At 70.9% G+C, this 14374-nt stretch carries 16 protein-coding genes; 7 read left to right on the top strand and 9 right to left on the bottom strand.

Annotated features, from left to right (window positions below; all coding sequences use genetic code 11):
- Positions 1-42: 42 nt before the first annotated feature.
- Positions 43-1320 (top strand): thymidine phosphorylase, encoded by a 1278-nt coding sequence (locus tag AB0D34_RS43955; RefSeq protein WP_362673021.1) that lies wholly within the window; start codon positions 43-45, stop codon positions 1318-1320.
- A 95-nt stretch (positions 1321-1415) separates the two neighbouring features.
- Positions 1416-2000 (top strand): Uma2 family endonuclease, encoded by a 585-nt coding sequence (locus AB0D34_RS43950; RefSeq protein WP_362673018.1) that lies wholly within the window; start codon positions 1416-1418, stop codon positions 1998-2000.
- A gap of 1 nt (position 2001) precedes the next feature.
- Here AB0D34_RS43950 and AB0D34_RS43945 read toward each other — a convergent pair whose 3' ends face one another.
- A complete protein-coding gene (locus AB0D34_RS43945) occupies positions 2002-2925 on the bottom strand; it encodes an AEC family transporter (protein WP_362673016.1) in 924 nt (307 codons plus the stop codon).
- 133 nt (positions 2926-3058) lie between these two features.
- On the opposite strand from AB0D34_RS43945, the gene AB0D34_RS43940 reads away from it, so the two are divergent.
- Positions 3059-3445 carry an STAS domain-containing protein gene (locus AB0D34_RS43940; RefSeq protein WP_362673014.1) on the top strand — a complete coding sequence of 129 codons (387 nt, stop codon included), beginning with the start codon at positions 3059-3061 and terminating at the stop codon, positions 3443-3445.
- On the opposite strand, the gene AB0D34_RS43935 is transcribed toward AB0D34_RS43940, so the two are convergent.
- Positions 3347-4339: a sigma-70 family RNA polymerase sigma factor gene (locus tag AB0D34_RS43935; RefSeq protein WP_362673011.1), complete on the bottom strand. Its 993-nt coding sequence runs from the start codon at positions 4337-4339 to the stop codon at positions 3347-3349. The two genes, AB0D34_RS43940 and AB0D34_RS43935, sit on opposite strands and share 99 nt — an antisense overlap.
- A gap of 179 nt (positions 4340-4518) precedes the next feature.
- Positions 4519-5787: an MFS transporter gene (locus AB0D34_RS43930; protein WP_362673009.1), complete on the bottom strand. Its 1269-nt coding sequence runs from the start codon at positions 5785-5787 to the stop codon at positions 4519-4521.
- Between the two features lie 63 nt (positions 5788-5850).
- Here AB0D34_RS43930 and AB0D34_RS43925 point away from each other — a divergent pair, with 63 nt between their 5' ends.
- Entirely contained in the window at positions 5851-6801 is a 951-nt protein-coding gene (locus AB0D34_RS43925; protein ID WP_362673007.1) for a LysR family transcriptional regulator, read from the top strand.
- A gap of 21 nt (positions 6802-6822) precedes the next feature.
- On the opposite strand, the gene AB0D34_RS43920 is transcribed toward AB0D34_RS43925, so the two are convergent.
- Positions 6823-7578 (bottom strand): alpha/beta hydrolase, encoded by a 756-nt coding sequence (locus AB0D34_RS43920; RefSeq protein WP_362673005.1) that lies wholly within the window; start codon positions 7576-7578, stop codon positions 6823-6825.
- Between the two features lie 113 nt (positions 7579-7691).
- Here AB0D34_RS43920 and AB0D34_RS43915 point away from each other — a divergent pair, with 113 nt between their 5' ends.
- Both AB0D34_RS43915 and AB0D34_RS43910 read left to right on the top strand, forming a co-directional pair.
- Positions 7692-8855, top strand: a complete 1164-nt coding sequence (locus tag AB0D34_RS43915; protein ID WP_362673002.1) for an adenosine deaminase — start codon at positions 7692-7694, stop codon at positions 8853-8855.
- A gap of 138 nt (positions 8856-8993) precedes the next feature.
- Complete coding sequence (locus tag AB0D34_RS43910) at positions 8994-9353, top strand: ATP-binding protein (RefSeq protein ID WP_362673000.1); 360 nt, start codon at positions 8994-8996, stop codon at positions 9351-9353.
- An 83-nt stretch (positions 9354-9436) separates the two neighbouring features.
- Here the strand turns inward: AB0D34_RS43910 and AB0D34_RS43905 are convergent, their stop codons facing one another.
- The 5 genes from AB0D34_RS43905 to afsQ1 form a co-directional block, all read right to left on the bottom strand.
- Positions 9437-9637 carry a PspC domain-containing protein gene (locus AB0D34_RS43905; RefSeq protein WP_037718826.1) on the bottom strand — a complete coding sequence of 67 codons (201 nt, stop codon included), beginning with the start codon at positions 9635-9637 and terminating at the stop codon, positions 9437-9439.
- 97 nt (positions 9638-9734) lie between these two features.
- On the bottom strand, positions 9735-10283 hold the full coding sequence (locus tag AB0D34_RS43900) for a VanZ family protein (RefSeq protein ID WP_362672998.1): 549 nt from the start codon (positions 10281-10283) through the stop codon (positions 9735-9737).
- A gap of 93 nt (positions 10284-10376) precedes the next feature.
- The gene (locus AB0D34_RS43895; RefSeq protein ID WP_362672996.1) at positions 10377-10979 is read right to left on the bottom strand and encodes a hypothetical protein; all 603 of its coding nucleotides are present in this window, start codon (positions 10977-10979) and stop codon (positions 10377-10379) included.
- Complete coding sequence (locus AB0D34_RS43890; RefSeq protein ID WP_362672995.1) at positions 10979-12556, bottom strand: HAMP domain-containing sensor histidine kinase; 1578 nt, start codon at positions 12554-12556, stop codon at positions 10979-10981. Before AB0D34_RS43890 ends, AB0D34_RS43895 begins: the two co-directional genes overlap by 1 nt.
- Positions 12553-13230 (bottom strand): two-component system response regulator AfsQ1, encoded by a 678-nt coding sequence (gene afsQ1 / locus AB0D34_RS43885; protein ID WP_362672993.1) that lies wholly within the window; start codon positions 13228-13230, stop codon positions 12553-12555. Before afsQ1 ends, AB0D34_RS43890 begins: the two co-directional genes overlap by 4 nt.
- Positions 13231-13483: 253 nt before the next feature.
- On the opposite strand from afsQ1, the gene AB0D34_RS43880 reads away from it, so the two are divergent.
- Positions 13484-14218: a SigE family RNA polymerase sigma factor gene (locus tag AB0D34_RS43880; protein WP_362672990.1), complete on the top strand. Its 735-nt coding sequence runs from the start codon at positions 13484-13486 to the stop codon at positions 14216-14218.
- Positions 14219-14374 lie beyond the last annotated feature (156 nt).

Genomic DNA, 14374 nt, shown 5'->3' with positions numbered 1-14374 from the left:
GAGGGGCCGTCGCTTTGAACGTTCGGAAGGAAAGCCACAGCTATGGACGTCATCTCCGTCATCCGCACCAAGCGGGACCGTGGTGAACTCAGCGACGAGCAGATCGACTGGGTCATCGACGCCTACACCCGCGGAGAGGTCGCCGACGAGCAGATGTCCGCGCTCGCGATGGCGATCCTGCTCAACGGCATGAACCGCCGCGAGATCGCCCGCTGGACGGCCGCGATGATCGCGTCCGGCGAGCGCATGGACTTCTCGTCCCTGTCCCGCCCCACCGCCGACAAGCACTCCACGGGGGGTGTCGGCGACAAGATCACGCTCCCGCTGGCCCCCCTGGTGGCGGCCTGCGGTGCGGCGGTCCCCCAGCTCTCGGGCCGCGGCCTCGGCCACACCGGCGGCACGCTCGACAAGCTGGAGTCGATCCCCGGCTGGCGCGCCCTGCTGTCGAACGAGGAGATGCTGAACGTCCTCGACACCACCGGCGCGGTGATCTGCGCGGCGGGCGACGGCCTGGCCCCCGCCGACAAGAAGCTGTACGCCCTGCGTGACGTCACCGGCACGGTCGAGGCGATCCCGCTGATCGCCTCCTCGATCATGTCGAAGAAGATCGCGGAGGGAACGGGTTCGCTGGTCCTGGACGTCAAGGTCGGCACGGGCGCCTTCATGAAGACTCTGGAGGACGCCCGCGAACTGGCCTCGACGATGGTGGGCCTCGGCACCGACCACGGCGTGAAGACGGTGGCCCTGCTGACGGACATGTCGACCCCGCTGGGCCTGACGGCGGGCAACGCCCTTGAGGTCCGCGAGTCGGTGGAGGTCCTGGCGGGCGGCGGCCCCTCGGACGTCGTGGAGCTCACCGTCGCACTGGCCCACGAGATGCTGGCGGCGGCGGGCATCCGCGACGCCGACCCGGCGAAGGCGCTGGCCGACGGCTCGGCGATGGACGTGTGGCGCCGGATGATCGCGGCGCAGGGCGGCGACCCGGACGCGTCGCTGCCGGTGGCCCGCGAGCAGCACGTCATCAAGGCCCCGTCCTCGGGCGTCCTGACCCGCCTCGACGCCTACGGCATCGGCGTCGCCGCCTGGCGCCTCGGCGCGGGGCGCGCCCGCAAGGAGGACCCGGTGCAGGCGGGCGCGGGCGTGGAGATGCACGCCAAGCCGGGCGACACGGTGACGGAGGGCCAGCCCCTGCTGACCCTGCACACGGACACGCCGGAGCGCTTCGCGTACGCGCTGGAGGCGATCGGGGGGTCCTACGACATCGGGGCGACGGGGGCGGACTTCTCGGGGGCGCCGGTGGTGCTGGAGCGCATCGCCTGACCAGCGGGTTCCTCGTATGGGTGAACGGGATCGGTGGACCGCCACTGGTCCCGTTCGGCATGCTGGACTCGGTGACGCACCGATAGGAGACCGCCATGAGCGCACTCACCGTGGGCCACGATCCCGGCCAGAGCTGGGACGACCTCGTCCAGCTCTGGGACGAGATGGAATGGCCCGAGGGCAGCAAGGTGGAGATCATCGAGGGGATCATCACCGTGTCACCTGCTCCCGCGCCGCGTCACAACGTGATCGCGGAACGTATTCAGCGCCGCCTTTACTCCGTGATCCCCGATGACTGGGGGGTGTTCCAGACCCAGGCCATCGCTGTTCCGTCGCGGTTGGGGATGTTCATCCCGGACATCCTGGTCGCCCCGATCGAGGAGTGCACCGACGCGGAGACCTACTTGCCGGCTGCCGTCGCCGAACTCGTCGTTGAGGTCACCTCCAGGAAGAACGCCCGCCACGACCGGGTGAGCAAGCCTGCCGCCTACGCGTCCGCCGGCATCCCGCTCTACCTCCTCGTCGACCGCTGGGCGCCAGAAGGCCCCACCGCGACCCTCTACGGAGAGCCCCAGGGAGACGTCTACCGCCCCCTGGCAGTCGCCAAGTTCGGCGAACCCCTCACCATCCCGGCCCCCTTCGACCTTGTCATCGACACCGGTGAGTTCCCCGAGACCTGAGTCACCCCAACAGCGCCGCCACCCCCACCAGCACCGGCACCGACACCACCGTCGACACCAGGATCGAGTCCCGGGCCAACCGCTCGCCCACCCCGTAGGCCGACGCGTACGTGTACAGGTTCTGCGCGGCCGGGAGCGCCGAGGTCACCACCACGTCGAGCAGCGGAGCGCCCCGCAGGCCGAAGACGCCCGCCGCCAGTGCCCAGGCGACCAGGGGCTGGCCCAGAGACTTCAACACGACCGACAGCAGGACGAGTTGGCGGTCGGTCCCCCGGCCCGGCATCGTGCTGCCGCACAGCGAGATGCCGAAGGCGAGCAGCACCGCCGGGACCGACATGCCGCCGATCAGGGTCAGGGGGTCCATGACGGGGGCGGGGACCTTCAGACCGGCCGCCGAGACCGCCATGCCGGCCAGCGAGCCCAGCGCGATCGGATTGCGCAGTGGGGTCAGCAGCCGTAGCCACAGCGGGCTCTTCCCACCCGCGCCCGACGCCAGATCCAGGACCGTCAGCGCCACCGGAGTCACCCCGACCAGCTGGAACAGCAGCACCGGCGCCACGAGCGACGCGTCGCCCAGGACGTACACCGCGATCGGGATGCCGAGGTTGCCGGAGTTGACGTAGGAGGAGCACAGCGCGCCGATCGTCGTACGGCCGACTCCCCAGCCCCGTACGACCCCCACCGCCACGAAGACGCCCGCCGCCGCTGCCGTGCTGAGCGCGGTCACCAGCAGGCGGCTGGAGAAGATCACCGACAGGTCGGTCCGCGCGAGTGTGGTGAACAGCAGGGCCGGGGACGCCACATGGAAGGCGAGCTTGGTCAGGACCTCCCGGCCCTGGTCGCCGAGGTAGCCGCGCAGACCGATGAGATAGCCGACCCCGATGACCACCGCGATGACCGCGAAACCGGTCAGCACTCCCTGCACGGGGACTCCTCAAGGGTGAGGAGGGCGTGAGGTATCCAGGGAGGTGCTGATGGGTGGCGCATACAGGTAACCCTCGGGGGCAGGCGGCACCCAGGTCAACGTGATCCTGCCCGCGCCGAAGGGACGTCGGCCGATGAGTTACGCCCGCCCGCCAGGTCTACCGATCGTGGACGCCATGACACCCGCTGTACTCGTGCTGGCCGGCCCCGTCACCCGGGACGAGGTGACGGGGCTGAGCGACGAGGTCCGGGCGCTGTTGCGGACGACCCGGGCCGGAGTCGTGGTGTGCGATGTCGCCGGGCTCGGGCCGCCGGGCCTCGGCAGCGTCGACCTGCTCGCCCGGCTCCAGCTCGCGGCCCGGCGCGCAGGGGGCCGGATCAGACTGCGCGACCCCGATCCCGGACTACACGCCCTCCTTGACCTAGTCGGCCTCCGCTTCGAGGTGGAGGGGCAGGCCGAACAGGGGGAACCAGCGCTGGGTGTCCAGGAAGAAGTGGAACCCGGTGAGCCGGCCCTCTGAGATCTCCAGCACCTGGACCGCCCAGGGGGTGTGACCGCCCTTGTCGGGGTCCGGCTTGTACTGGGCGAACCCCGGCATGCCGTTGACCTGCACCGGGACCAGGCGGGAGCCCTCGCAGGCCGAGCCCAGGGTGGTCATGAAGCCCGTGATGTCGTCGTGGCCCGTCAGCCACAGGTCGAACGGCGGCATCGTCATGATGGCGTCCTCGTGGAGGAGGGCCGTCAGGGCCGTCATGTCGTACCCCTCGAACGCCTTCACATAGCGGTCCAGGAGCTTCTGCTGCTCCTCGTCCAGCGGGTCGGAGACGGCCGCGTCGGCGCCGTGCTCCTCCCGCTCGGCGAGGGTGGCGCGGGCTCGCTGGAGGGCGCTGTTCACCGAGGCGACCGAGGTGTCCAGCAGCTCGGCGACCTCGCTCGCCTTCCAGGCCAGCACCTCGCGCAGGATCAGCACCGCGCGCTGCTTGGGCGGCAGTTGCTGGAGGGCGGCCATGAAGGCGAGCCGCACGGTCTCCTTGGCGACGGCCGCCTCCGCCGGGTCCTCGACGGTCGGCAGGATGCGGTTGTCCGGCATCGGCTCCAGCCAGGTGTGGTCCGGGCGGGGGGAGAGGGCGGCCTGGGAGAGGGGGGTCGACTCGCTGAGGTCCATGGGGCGGGCGCGCTTGTTGCCCGCCGTCAGCATGTCCAGGCAGACGTTGGTCGCGATGCGGTACAGCCACGAGCGGAGGCTGGAACGGCCCTCGAACTTGTCGTAGCTCCGCCAGGCCCGCACCATCGTGTCCTGCACCGCGTCCTCGGCCTCGAAGGAGGAACCGAGCATGCGATAGCAGTAACCGGTCAGCTCTGTGCGGTGTTTCTCGAGCCTGATGTCGAGGTCTGTCGTCGTAGCGTCCGTCATCGTCCACCCACCCCTGTGGCCGTGCTGTGTCGCGCCTTTGCGCCCAGTACTCGGAAGCTACCGCAGCCCACTGACAACGGCCCCTGGAGCGGATGAACACCCAGGTCAGATGCCTCCTGTAGAAAAGCCGATCCCCCTGGTCGACCGACCTCGACCAGGGGGAAAGGGGAACGTGCGGCTCAGGCCGTCGCGAGCCGCTGCTGGGCCCGGGCCGCACGTGTTCCGAGGACGGTGATCGACACCACGCCGAGCACCGCCAGCAGTCCGACCCCGACCGTTCCGGCCCAGCCGCCCGCGTGGAAGGCGAGCGCGCCGACCGTGCTGCCCGCGCTGGAGCCGATGTAGTAGGCGGACTGGTAGAGCGCCGAGGCCTGGGCGCGGCCGTGGGTGGCCGTCTTGCTGACCGCCGAGGAGGCCACCGCGTGCCCCGCGAAGAACCCGCCGGTGATCAGGACCAGGCCCAGCAGCACCAGCCACAGCGAACCGGCCAGGGAGAGCAGCAGGCCCGTCGCCGTCGTACCGCCCGCCGCGTACAGGGCGCCCCGGCGGCCCAGCCGTCCGACCAGCCGGCCCGCCGTAGACGCGGACACCGTGCCCACCAGGTAGACCAGGAAGATCGAGCCGATGATGCCCTGGGGGAGCGAGAAGGGCGCCTCGGTCAGCCGGTAGCCGATCACCGTGTACACACCGCCGAACACCGTCATGAACAGCGCGCCGATCGCGTAGAGGCGGCGCAGCAGCGGGTCACCCAGGTGCTCGCGCACCGTGCCGAGCAGCACGCGCGGCTTCAGCGAGCCCGCCACGAAGTGCTTCGGCGCCGGGAGCAGCAGCCGGAACGCCACCGCGCAGGCCACCGCGATCGCGCCGATCACACCGACGGCCACCCGCCAGCCCCACTCCTGCGCGACCCAGCCGGTGATGACCCGACCGCTCATCCCGCCCACACTGTTGCCCGCGACGAACAGACCGATCGCCGTGACCAGCGCCTTCGGGCGGACCTCCTCGGCCAGATACGCCGTCGCCGAGGCCGGCAGCCCGGCCAGCGCAGCACCCTGCACCGCCCGCAACGCCACCAGCGCGGGCAGCGAGGGCGCGAAGGGGACCAGGATCCCGACCGTCACCGCGACCGCCAGCGAGGCCGTCATGACCGTACGGCGTCCGAAGCGCTCGGAGAGGGCGCTCATCGGCAGCACGAACAGCGCGAGCCCACCGGTCGCCGCCGCCACCGTCCAGCTCGCGTCGCTCGCCGCCACCCCGAACTCGTCCGAGATCAGCGGGAGGAGGGCCTGCGTGGAGTACAGCAGCGCGAAGGTCGCGACACCGGCGAGGAAGAGGGCGAAGCTCATCCGGCGGTAGCCGGGGCCGCCCGGGGTCAGACGGGAATCGACGGCGACAGGGGCGGGGGATACGGCGCCCACGCGGGTGGACGCCTCGGTACTGGCAGGCATGCTTCGAAGCTACGTACGACCACTCTCATCCGTCCAATGCATGGATTCGCCATAATCGTTCCCATGGAGCATCAGCAGAGGTCGCAGGCGCGTCTGTCACCGTCCAGTGACACAGAAGACATGGTGATGTTGCTGGCCCCGCGGCTCGTCTACTTCGCCGGGGTCGCCCGCACCGAGCACGTCACCCGCGCCGCGCAGGAGATGGACGTACCCCAGTCGACGCTTTCGCGGGCGATGGTCCGCCTGGAACAGGACCTGGGTGTCGATCTGTTCGCCCGCATCGGCCGCACGGTCTCCCTCACCCCGGCGGGGCGTACCTTCCTCGGTTCCGTCGAGCGGGCCCTCGCCGAGATCGAGCGCGCCGCCGACGAGGTCCGCGCCGACGCCGACCCGGCCACCGGCAAGGTCGCCTTCGGCTTTCTGCACACCATGGGTTCGGAAACGGTCCCCGGCCTCATCCGCGCCTTCCGCGCCGATCACCCCCGCGTCCGCTTCAGCCTGGTCCAGAACTACGGCGAGGCGATGATCGAGCGGTTGCGGGCGGGGGAGCTGGACCTGTGCCTGACCTCCCCGGTCCCGGACGCCCCGGACCTCGTGGCCCGACGCCTCGACGAACAGAAACTGCGGCTCGTGGTCCCCGCCGACCATCCTCTCGCGGCCCGCAAGCGGGTCCGCCTCGCCGAGGCCGCCGACGAGGTCTTCGTCACCCTGGAACCCGGCTACGGCCTCCGTCGCATCACCGACGACCTCTGCCAGGAGGCCGGCTTCAAGCCGCGGATCGCGTTCGAGGGGGAGGAGGCGGAGACCCTGCGGGGCCTGGTGGCGGCGGGGCTGGGAGTCGCTCTCCTGCCACCGCCCGCCTTTCCCCGTCCGGGAGTGGCGGAACTGACGGTCACAGCGCCACGCGCGGCCCGCGAGATCGGTGTCGCCTGGCTGGACGGCCACCCGGACACACCCCCGGTGGCCGCCTTCAAGAAGTTCCTGCTGTCGAGAAGGGGCAACCTGTTGCCCTGACCGACCTCCTGTTGCCCTGACCTACCGCCGACGCCCGAAGCCGGAAGCAAGGGGCATGCGCAAGCCCAGCGGCGGCGGAGCAGCGAGCGCGTCCCGGACCGGCCGCGACAACGCCCGCCCGAACAGCGCCCCCATCACGAAGTCCTCGGTCAGCGCCTGCACTTCGGCCCGGTACTGATGCAACCCGTGACCGTCGGAGTGCACCTCGAACCGGCACACGTCCCGGTTCGCCTTCTTCGCCCGGGACGCGAGCCGGAAGGACAACTCGGGGTCGCTCTCGTCGTCGTTCGTGCCGTGCACGATCAACACCCGCCGCCCCACGAGCTGCTTCACCGGCTCGGGCGTCGCCGCCACGTCCTCCTCGGGCAGCCAAGGGGCGATCGCCACCACGGAGTTGACCGCCTCGTGTCCACCCGCGTGCAGCGCGGCCCGCGCGCCCATGTCGACACCGACCAGGGACACGGGAACGTCGCCGTAGCGCCGTACGACCTCCTCCGCGGCCCAGGTCGCGTCGTGCGCGAGATGCGCCTCGCTGCCGTTCCAGCCGCGATAGCGGTAGTGGACCAGGTGCGACGCCAGGCCGTCCCGCTGTCCCGTCCGGGCCAGTCGTCGCCCCAACGCCCTTACGGCGGACGGGAGTCGCATCGAGGAAGGCCTGCGCAGAGAGGTTTCGTCGCCGCCCGGAAGGAGCAGCACCACGCCGCTCACCGCCGCCGGCTCCGGGCCGAGTGTCCTGCCCAGTCGGGCGCTGCGAACCGGCGTCGCTTGCTGTGCCATGACAGAACAGTGTCAGAAGCCCGGGTGTACGACACGGGGCGGGGCGGTCACCGTTACGTATCGGCGGATTCGTACAACGGGCGATCTACGCGCGTAGGAGTTAGAGTGCGTGAATGACGAGCCAGACTGACCGGATGGGGAACCCCCCGAGCGCGGACCAGATCCGCCGGGCGCCCAAGGTTCTGCTGCACGATCACCTCGACGGCGGGCTGCGTCCCGGCACGATCGTCGACCTCGCCCAGGAGTCCGGGTACTCCGGGCTTCCCGAGACCGACGCGGACCGGCTGGGGGTCTGGTTCCGCGAGGCCGCCGACTCCGGTTCGCTGGAGCGGTACCTGGAGACCTTCTCGCACACCGTCGGGGTCATGCAGACCCGTGAGGCGCTCACCCGCGTCGCCGCCGAGTGCGCCGAGGACCTCGCCGAGGACGGCGTCGTCTACGCCGAGGTGCGGTACGCCCCCGAGCAGCATCTCGAGAAGGGCCTGACCCTCGAACAGGTCGTCGAGGCCGTCAACGAGGGCTTCCGGGAAGGGGAGCGCAGGGCCAGGGTGAACGGCCACCGCATCCGCGTCGGCGCCCTCCTCACCGCCATGCGGCACGCGGCCCGTGCCCTGGAGATCGCCGAACTCGCCAACCGGTACCGGGACCTGGGGGTGGTCGGGTTCGACATCGCGGGCGCCGAGGCCGGTTACCCGCCCACCCGGCACCTCGACGCCTTCGAGTACCTCAAGCGCGAGAACAACCACTTCACCATCCACGCCGGTGAGGCCTTCGGGCTGCCGTCCATCTGGCAGGCCCTCCAGTGGTGCGGCGCCGACCGGCTCGGGCACGGGGTGCGCATCATCGACGACATCCAGGTCCACGAGGACGGCACGGTCAAGCTCGGCCGACTCGCCTCCTACGTCCGCGACAAGCGGATCCCGCTGGAGCTGTGCCCCAGCTCCAACCTGCAGACCGGGGCCGCGTCCTCGTACGCCGAGCACCCGATCGGACTGCTGCGGCGGCTGCACTTCCGGGCGACCGTGAACACCGACAACCGGCTGATGTCCGGCACCAGCATGAGCCGGGAATTCGAGCACCTTGTCGACGCGTTCGGCTATACGCTCGACGATCTCCAGTGGTTCTCCGTCAATGCGATGAAATCAGCGTTCATTCCTTTCGATGAACGACTCGCGATGATCAATGACGTCATCAAGCCCGGATATGCCGAGCTGAAGTCCGAATGGCTGTTCAAGCAGACCGCCTCCACCAGCGGTTCTGTGGACGAGGAGAGCTGACCGGGGTAATTCTCCGGCACGGAATGCGGGCGGGGTGTTCACAATCCGTCCGCATTTCGATGTTTGCGGGAGGTGGGTGCGCATGTTTACGGTCGTGGACCGCTCACACCCCGTAAACCCATTTCGAGGACGCATTTCATGAAGCAGTCTGCTGCCAAGACCCTCGGTGTCGCCGCCCTCGGTGCCGCCTTCGCCGCCACCGGCGCGGGTGCCGCGAACGCCGCTCCGGCGGTCCCGGACGCCACCCAGGCGCTCGGCTCCGTCTCCCAGGGGCTCCCCACCGAGAACGTCACCAAGGCGCTGCCGGGTGCCGGTGAGGCGCTGGCGCAGGCCCAGCCGGCGCTCGGAGCGGGCCTCGCGGCCGCCCAGCCCGCCGTCCAGAAGGTGCTCGCCGACGGCCCCACCGCGCCCGTCGCCGGTCTCCTCGGCGGTCTGCCGGTCGGCAAGGTCCTGCCCGGCGGCAGCGGCACCGGCGTCAACGGCCTGCCGCTCGGCTGAGGCCCGCCACCCCTGGCACCCGCCGGTGGGGCGCACCCCGTGATCTCGGGGTGCGCCCCACCGGCGTACGTGCGCGGTGACGGTTACCAGGCGGCCTGGGCCTTCTCCTCCGAGGGGAACAGGATCCACAGCGCTATGTAGAGCAGGAACTGCGGGCCCGGCAGCAGGCAGGACACCAGGAAGATGACGCGCATGGTGGTCGCGGAGGTGCCGAAGCGCCGTGCCAGCGCGGCACACACGCCGCCGATCATGCGGCCGTTGGTGGGGCGGGCGAGGCGGGACATTGCGGCTCCTTCGTGAGCGTCGGTGGCCGGCGGTCCGGGTGACCGCCGTTTCCATCTGCCTTCAACGCTACGGAGACGAACCGCACAAAGCGTCGCTCTACGGTGCGATCCCGACCCTGGGAATCGTCGGGGTCCGACCCTGAGCCGGCTCCTCCTGGCGGACGGCGGCACGCCGGCGGCGCTCGGTCCCGCGGCGGAGCCAGTGACGGGCCGCCGGCACCACGGCGAGATGCGCGAGGGCCACCCCGGCGGTGTTCAGGAGCAGCGAGTCGATGTCGACGACCTGGCCGGGTACACCGGTCTGCAGGAGCGCGATGCCCAGGGAGATCAGGGCGCCCGCGGCGGACGTACGGATCAGGGAGCCGAGCGGAGAGGCCCAGAGCCTGCCGTGCGCCATCGGGAGCAGGAAGCCGAGCGGGGCGAGCAGGGCCAGGCCCTCGCCGATCCGGCGGGCCGCCTCCTGCCAGCCGAGCGCGAGGTCGGCGCGGATGCCGGCCAGCGGGTGCAGGTTGGCCGGGACGACCCACGGTACGTCCAGCGGCCGCAGCGCGAACCAGGCGACGAACGCGAGGTGTGCGGCGAGGAGGACACCTCCTGCCACACGGACGCGAAGGGCGGCGCCGCCGCCGATGAAGCCTTGCTGCACGACCCCCTAGACGCCCCGCTCGGCACGATCGGTTCCGGAACACCCCGAGGTACCTGGGTGAGGTCTGCGCCACACGTGGTGGTCAGACCCGCGTCAGCCGCCCGTCACCTCGCTCGACGGCGGCTGCACGCTGCCCGGCCGGGTACGGAGCTCGTCCGTGCAGTCGTAGCGGCGCAGCGGGGTGGTGTCCGGGCCGCCGAGGATGACGGAGCCGTCGCCCTCGGCCGCCGCCGAGTCGGAGAAGGTGCAGACGACCTGGGCGAGGGCGTGGGCGGAGAGCTCGGCGGGCGGGGTGCTCAGCCGCAGGGTGTCCTCGGGGTCGCCGGGGCGCGGTCCGCCCACGGTCATCCCGCCGCGTACGTACGTCGTGTAGCCGGCCTCGCGCTCGGCGGTCGACGGCGCCTCCGCGAGCTGGTCCAGGAGCCCCTGCGCGACCAGCACCCGCCGCTCGGAGTCCGCCGTGCCGTCCGCCACCCGCACGGTCCGGTCCACGGCCACCAGCGACGACCCGCACAGCAGGAACACCTGCACGGCCAGCCCCCGCGACGCCTGCGCCGCCACATCCGGCTCGGACAGCGAACAGCGCACCCGCGAGGGCGCGGGCCCGAAGTCGGTGGGCACCTCGGTGGACCGGATCCCGCACCCGGCGAGCAGCAGGGCGAGAACGGGGAGCGCCATCAGACGTCGTACGTTCATCAGGCGTCCCCCTTCTTCGAGCCGTCGTCGTCCTTCTTGGCCGCCAGGAGTTCCTCGGCCAGTTCCGAGGCGTCCCGGGGGATCCGCAGCGTGAACACCGCGCCCCCGTCGGGGGAGTTGGCCGCGGTGATCTCACCGCCGTGGATGTGGGCGTTCTCCAGGGCGATGGAGAGGCCGAGGCCGCTGCCCTCGGAGCGGGGACGCGAGGCGCTGGCCTTGTAGAAGCGGTCGAAGACGTGCGGGAGGACGTCCTCGGGGATGCCGGGGCCGCCGTCCCGTACGGCGATGACGACCTCGTCGGCCGCGGCCCGCACCGACACCCGCACCGGCGATCCGCCGTGCTTGAGCGCGTTGCCGATCAGGTTGGCGAGGATCACGTCGAGGCGGCGCGGGTCCAGGCGGGCGTGGATGCCGCGCTCGGCGTCCAGCTCCACCGCGTCCAGCCACGCGCGCGCGTCGATGCAGGCGGTGATCTGGTCGGCCACGTCGACGTCGTCCAGGACGAGACGGGCCGTGCCCGCGTCGAACCGGGTGACCTCCATCAGGTTCTCGACCAGGTCGTTCAGGCGCCGCGTCTCGCTGACCACCAGGCGCACGGCGGGCTCGATCATCGGGTCCATCGAACCCGACTCCGCCTCCAGCTCCTCCTCCAGGATCTCCGTCACGGCGGTGATCGCGGTGAGCGGCGTACGGAGTTCATGGCTCATGTCGGCCACGAACCGCCGGGAGGCGTCGTCGCGCGCGGCCATGTCGGCGACCCGCTTCTCCAGCGCCTCGGCCGCGTAGTTGAACGTCCGTGACAGATCCGCGAGTTCGTCCGTACCGGAGACCCTGAGCCGGGTGTCCAGCCTGCCCTCGCCGAGCCGGCGCGCGGCGACCCCGAGCCGGTGCACCGGCTTCAGTACGGTCGTCGCGGCGGCCTGCGCGAGCAGCGCGGAGCCGATCAGGGCCAGCCCGGTGGCGATACCCAGCGACCAGGCAAGGGAGTTGAGGTCCTTGGCCTCCGGCTCCAGCGACTTGAGCATGTAGCCCGTCGGCCCGCCGCCGATCACCCGGGTACCGGCGACCAGATACGGGGTGTCGTGGTTCACGGTCCGCTGCCAGTACAGGTGATAGGCGTACTTGTTGGCGGAGTCGACCGCCTGCTTCTCGTTCACCGCCTCACGCAGCGACACCGGCACGTCCTGGAGGGTGAACCCGTCCAGAGCACCCGAATTGCCGTACACGGTCTTGCCGTTCGCGTCCGTCGCGACGAGCAGCACGCTGAAGCGCTGGCTGCTGCCCGCCATCTGCCCGGCCGCCTGCTGGAGTTCGTCCTGCGTGGGTGCCTCGGGCAGGGCGCCCGCGCGGTTCTGCATCTCCTGCTGGAAGTCGCGCAGCACCGCGTCCTGGGCGCGGGTGAGCACCGCCTCGCGGTTGAGCCAGTAGGCGATCCCGGACGCGGACACGGCCGCGGTCAGCGCCACCAGGCCGAAGACGACCACGAGCCGCAGCCGCAGACTGGTGAACCGCAGCCGTGACCACACACTCTTGCGAGCCGCGAACCAGCCGCGGAACCCCCCTTGCGCTTCGGTCACTGAGGCGTGTCCAGCCGGTAGCCCACGCCCCGCACGGTACGGATCAGCGTCGGGGACGACGGCACGTCCTCAACCTTGGCGCGCAGCCGCTGCACACAGGCGTCCACCAGGCGCGAGTCACCGAGGTAGTCGTGCTCCCACACCAGCCGCAGCAACTGCTGGCGGGACAGCGCCTGGCCGGGCCGCCGGCTCAGCTCCAGGAGCAGCCGCAGCTCGGTCGGCGTGAGTTGCAGATCCTCGCCGTTCTTCGTCACGGTCATGGCCGCCCGGTCGATGATCAGCGAACCGAAGCTCGCCGCGTCGGTCGACTCGCGTTCCCCGCGTCGCAGCACGGCCCGGATCCGGGCGTCGAGGACCCGCCCCTGGATCGGCTTGACCACATAGTCGTCGGCGCCGGACTCCAGTCCGACCACGATGTCGATGTCGTCGCTGCGCGCGGTCAGCAGGATGATCGGCAGCTGGTCCGTGCGCCGGATGCGCCGGCACACCTCGAACCCGTCGATGCCGGGCAGCATGACATCCAGCACGATCAGGTCCGGCCGCTGCTCGCGCAGCAGCTGCAGGCCGTCCTCGCCGGTGGCAGCGGTGGCAACCCGGTGACCCTGGCGCGTGAGGCTCAGCTCCAGGGCCGTACGGATGGCGTCGTCGTCCTCGATCAGCAACAGGGAAGGCACGGGCTCATTCTGGCCCATGGAGGGGGTGCTGTTCGACCTGTGGGCCACGGCAGTGCCTACGGCATTCATCCATGAGCCTCCTGTGCGATTCCTGATACCGGCCCCTGTGACAGGTCTGTGACAGTCGGCGGACACAGCGATGAAGTGGCCCGGGCAGAGTTCTCGGCACAGGCAAGGAAGCACCGCGGAACACCAGCGGCGGACCGGCACCTGAGCAAGCCGAACACCGGAAGTCCACGACGGGGGGCGCGAGATGAACACGCTGCACAGCACCAGCACCAGCGCAGTGGTCACGCGGCTGCACGACGTGACCCGGGGTTCCGAGAAGTCCGGTGCCGTGAGCGGGCGGGGGTGCGCTCGCGGCACCGGGCGTCAGCACACCGGGTACATGACGGTGGTTGACACCTTCACGGGGGAATCGCACGGGGGATCGTCGTACAGGGAGGGCACGGGGGAGCGTTCGCTGTCGGAGGCGGAGTTCACCGCCTACGTCCAGGAGCGCCGCGCCTCCCTGTACGCAACCGCCTACCACCTGACCGGTGACCGCTTCGAGGCCGAGGACCTGCTGCAGAGCGCGCTGTTCTCGACGTACAAGGCGTGGGACCGGATCAGCGACAAGGCCGCGGTCGGCGGTTACCTCCGCCGCACCATGACCAACCTGCACATCAGCGCGTGGCGCCGCCGCAAGCTGAACGAATACCCGACCGAGGAACTGCCGGAGACGCCCGGAGACACGGACGCGATGCGCGGCACCGAACTGCGCGCGGTCCTGTGGCAGGCGCTCGCCCGGCTCCCCGAACTCCAGCGCACGATGCTGGTCCTTCGCTACTACGAGGGCCGCACCGACCCGGAGATCGCGGAGATCCTCGACATCAGTGTCGGCACGGTGAAGTCCAGCATCTGGCGGTCGCTCCGCCGGCTGCGCGAGGACGAGGTCCTCAGCTTCGGCCGTGACGAGGAGAACGCCTTCGGGGAGCTCGTGGCCTGAGGGTGGGGGAAGCGGGACCGGGGGGACCGGGGACCGGCTGGGGGGCCGGTACCCCGGGTGGGGGGGGGGGGGGGGGGGTTCCACGGGGGGGACCGGGGCCAACCGGGGGTCACGGGGGACCAACGGGGAAGCACCACCACGGGGGAGCACCAAGAA

The sequence above is a fragment of the Streptomyces sp. NPDC048420 genome (genome assembly GCF_040651535.1).
In the GTDB taxonomy this organism is placed as follows: Bacteria; Actinomycetota; Actinomycetes; order Streptomycetales; family Streptomycetaceae; genus Streptomyces.
This window is presented reverse-complemented; position numbering and strand designations above follow the sequence as displayed.

Bases quoted from the DNA above. Each gene is read 5' to 3' on its own strand.
- AB0D34_RS43955 (WP_362673021.1), top strand. From the start codon at position 43: ATGGACGTCATCTCCGTCATCCGCACCAAGCGGGACCGTGGTGAACTC.
- AB0D34_RS43950 (WP_362673018.1), top strand. From the start codon at position 1,416: ATGAGCGCACTCACCGTGGGCCACGATCCCGGCCAGAGCTGGGACGAC.
- AB0D34_RS43940 (WP_362673014.1), top strand. From the start codon at position 3,059: ATGAGTTACGCCCGCCCGCCAGGTCTACCGATCGTGGACGCCATGACA.
- AB0D34_RS43935 (WP_362673011.1), bottom strand. From the start codon at position 4,339: ATGACGGACGCTACGACGACAGACCTCGACATCAGGCTCGAGAAACAC.
- AB0D34_RS43930 (WP_362673009.1), bottom strand. From the start codon at position 5,787: ATGCCTGCCAGTACCGAGGCGTCCACCCGCGTGGGCGCCGTATCCCCC.
- AB0D34_RS43925 (WP_362673007.1), top strand. From the start codon at position 5,851: ATGGAGCATCAGCAGAGGTCGCAGGCGCGTCTGTCACCGTCCAGTGAC.
- AB0D34_RS43920 (WP_362673005.1), bottom strand. From the start codon at position 7,578: ATGGCACAGCAAGCGACGCCGGTTCGCAGCGCCCGACTGGGCAGGACA.
- AB0D34_RS43915 (WP_362673002.1), top strand. From the start codon at position 7,692: ATGACGAGCCAGACTGACCGGATGGGGAACCCCCCGAGCGCGGACCAG.
- AB0D34_RS43910 (WP_362673000.1), top strand. From the start codon at position 8,994: ATGAAGCAGTCTGCTGCCAAGACCCTCGGTGTCGCCGCCCTCGGTGCC.
- AB0D34_RS43905 (WP_037718826.1), bottom strand. From the start codon at position 9,637: ATGTCCCGCCTCGCCCGCCCCACCAACGGCCGCATGATCGGCGGCGTG.
- AB0D34_RS43895 (WP_362672996.1), bottom strand. From the start codon at position 10,979: ATGAACGTACGACGTCTGATGGCGCTCCCCGTTCTCGCCCTGCTGCTC.
- AB0D34_RS43880 (WP_362672990.1), top strand. From the start codon at position 13,484: ATGAACACGCTGCACAGCACCAGCACCAGCGCAGTGGTCACGCGGCTG.